Consider the following 2,207-nt stretch of genomic DNA (forward strand, 5'->3'; position numbering starts at 1 on the left):
CCCGCTCCGCGCACGTGCACACCCTGTCCGACCGACCCCGCTCATCAACCTCCGCGCAGAGGAGTCCCCTCATGACCTCGCACACGTCCGCCGCCGGTACGACCGCGGGCACCGGATCCATCCGCATCCGCATCCGCATCCTGGCCGTCGTCGCCGCGACGATCGCCGCGGCCGCGGTGTGGCTCATCGCCGACGCCGCCGGCGCCTCCCTCGCCGTCGACCAGGGCGACGGGCCCAAGGACCTGACGTTCGGCTCGGTCTTCCTGTTCGCACCCGGCGCGGCCCTGGCCGGCTGGGGCCTGCTGGCGCTGCTGGAGAAGTTCAAGCCGGCCGGCGCGCTGAAGCTCTGGACCGTGATCGCCTCGGTGGTGCTGGTGCTCTCGTTCGGCCTGCCCTTCGGCATGGACTCCACCGGGGGCACCCGCGTCGCCCAGCTCCTCATGCACCTGGTGACCGGCGTGACCGTCATCTCGGTACTGCGCCGCTCGTCGACCGGCGCCTCCGACAGCTGAGCACGTCGCCACCCCAACCACCGCACGAGAGGAATCCCATGACTACCCAGAGCGTGCAGATCCCCGGCTACACCGCCGGGACCTGGTCGATCGACCCGGTCCACTCGGACGTCTCGTTCGTCGTGCGCCACCTCGGCGTCTCGAACGTGCGGGGCCGCTTCGACTCCTTCGCGGGCGAGATCGTCACGGCCGCGGACCCGCTGCAATCCAGCGTGCGGGTCACCATCGACGCGGCGTCGGTCAACACGAACAACGACCAGCGCGACGGGCAGGTCAGGTCCGCCGACTTCCTCGACGTCGCCACCCATCCGAGCCTGACCTTCGTCTCCTCCGGGGTCCGGGCCGACGGGGAGTCGTTCCTCGTCGACGGCGATCTGACCGTGCGCGGCGTGACGCGCCCGGTGACGCTCACCCTGGAGCCCAGCGGCTTCGGCAAGGGCTTCGACGGGGCGAGGATCGCCGGGTTCTCCGCCGCCACCGCGATCAGCCGCAAGGAGTTCGGCATCGCCCAGGGCCCGACCGGCATGGCCGTGGGCGACAACATCCGGATCCAGCTGGAGGTGGAGGCGGTCGAGCAGGGCTGAGACCCCCATCGGCTACGGGCCCGGGCCGCGCCCGGGCCCGTAGCCGTACGTCTGGTCCGCGCCGCCTCAGCCCCGCCGCGGCATGCGCGCCAGCACGGACAGCACCACCGACTCCGGTACGCCCGAGACCAGTTCCGCGCCCTTCGGGCCGTCCAGGACGAACGACAGCCCCGACGTGGCCTTCTTGTCGAGCCGCATCAGCGCCACCAGGTCCCCGTCCGCGGGACCGGCCGGCAGTTCCCAGGGCAGGCCGTAGTGGCGTACGACGTCCAGGTGCTCGGCGACCCGGTCCGCGCCGATGCGCCCCAGCGCACCCGCGAGCCGCCCCGCGAAGACGGTCCCGACGGCCACCCCCTCGCCGTGCCGCATGGCGAAGTCGGTGGCGCGCTCCAGGGCGTGCCCCAGCGTGTGGCCGTAGTTGAGCAGGTGGCGCAGCCCGGCGTCCCGTTCGTCGGCCGCGACGATGTCGGCCTTGCGCGCGACGCTCGCCGCGATCTGCTCCGCCAGCGGGCGCCCGCGCAGGTCGCCGGCGCCGATGAAGTGGCAGCGGGCGATCTCGCCGTATCCGTTGGTCCACTCGCGCGGCGGCAGCGTCCGGAGGTAGTCGGTGTCGCAGAGCACGGCCGCGGGCTGCCAGTACGCCCCGACGAGGTTCTTGCCGTGCGGCAGGTTCACCGCGGTCTTTCCGCCGACGCTCGCGTCCACCTGCGCCAGCAGCGTGGTGGGCAGGTGTACCACCGGCAGGCCCCGGTGGTACAGCGCCGCCGCCAGCCCGACCGAGTCGGTGGTCGTGCCCCCGCCGCAGGAGACGACGGCGTCGGCGCGGCTCAGCCCGAACTCGGCGAACGCCCGGCACATCCGCTCCACGGTGGCCAGCGTCTTGTCCTGCTCGCCGTCGCGCGCGGTGAGGAACAGGGTCTCCACCCCGGTCTCCGGCAGGTCGGCGCGCGGTCTGGCCGACACGACCGCCACCCGCCGCGCGCCGATGCCGGCGAGCACGCCGGGCAGCAGGTCCCGGACGCCCGGCCCGATATGGACGGCGTACGAGCGCTCGCCCAGCCGCACGACGATGCGCCGGGCGGCTCCGGTCTCCTTGGATGTGGTCATGAGC

General features: G+C 73.2%; 3 protein-coding genes. 2 read left to right on the forward strand and 1 reads right to left on the reverse strand.

Translation table 11 applies throughout. The features are described from left to right. Positions 1-71: 71 nt before the first annotated feature. Both H5J30_RS28550 and H5J30_RS28555 read left to right on the forward strand, forming a co-directional pair. Positions 72-512 carry a DUF6069 family protein gene (locus H5J30_RS28550; RefSeq protein ID WP_181790172.1) on the forward strand — a complete coding sequence of 147 codons (441 nt, stop codon included), beginning with the start codon at positions 72-74 and terminating at the stop codon, positions 510-512. 38 nt (positions 513-550) lie between these two features. Continuing rightward, positions 551-1,096 (forward strand): YceI family protein, encoded by a 546-nt coding sequence (locus H5J30_RS28555; RefSeq protein WP_181790173.1) that lies wholly within the window; start codon positions 551-553, stop codon positions 1,094-1,096. A gap of 66 nt (positions 1,097-1,162) precedes the next feature. On the opposite strand, the gene H5J30_RS28560 is transcribed toward H5J30_RS28555, so the two are convergent. Further along, on the reverse strand, positions 1,163-2,203 hold the full coding sequence (locus H5J30_RS28560; protein ID WP_181790174.1) for a 3-dehydroquinate synthase family protein: 1,041 nt from the start codon (positions 2,201-2,203) through the stop codon (positions 1,163-1,165). Positions 2,204-2,207: the final 4 nt, after the last annotated feature.

Origin of the sequence: Streptomyces phytophilus (genome assembly GCF_013870535.1) — a bacterium.
In the GTDB taxonomy this organism is placed as follows: domain Bacteria; phylum Actinomycetota; class Actinomycetes; order Streptomycetales; family Streptomycetaceae; genus Streptomyces; species Streptomyces phytophilus.

Coding starts and splice junctions, on each gene's coding strand:
- H5J30_RS28550 (WP_181790172.1), top strand. CDS start 72: ATGACCTCGCACACGTCCGCCGCCGGTACGACCGCGGGCACCGGATCC.
- H5J30_RS28555 (WP_181790173.1), top strand. CDS start 551: ATGACTACCCAGAGCGTGCAGATCCCCGGCTACACCGCCGGGACCTGG.
- H5J30_RS28560 (WP_181790174.1), bottom strand. CDS start 2,203: ATGACCACATCCAAGGAGACCGGAGCCGCCCGGCGCATCGTCGTGCGG.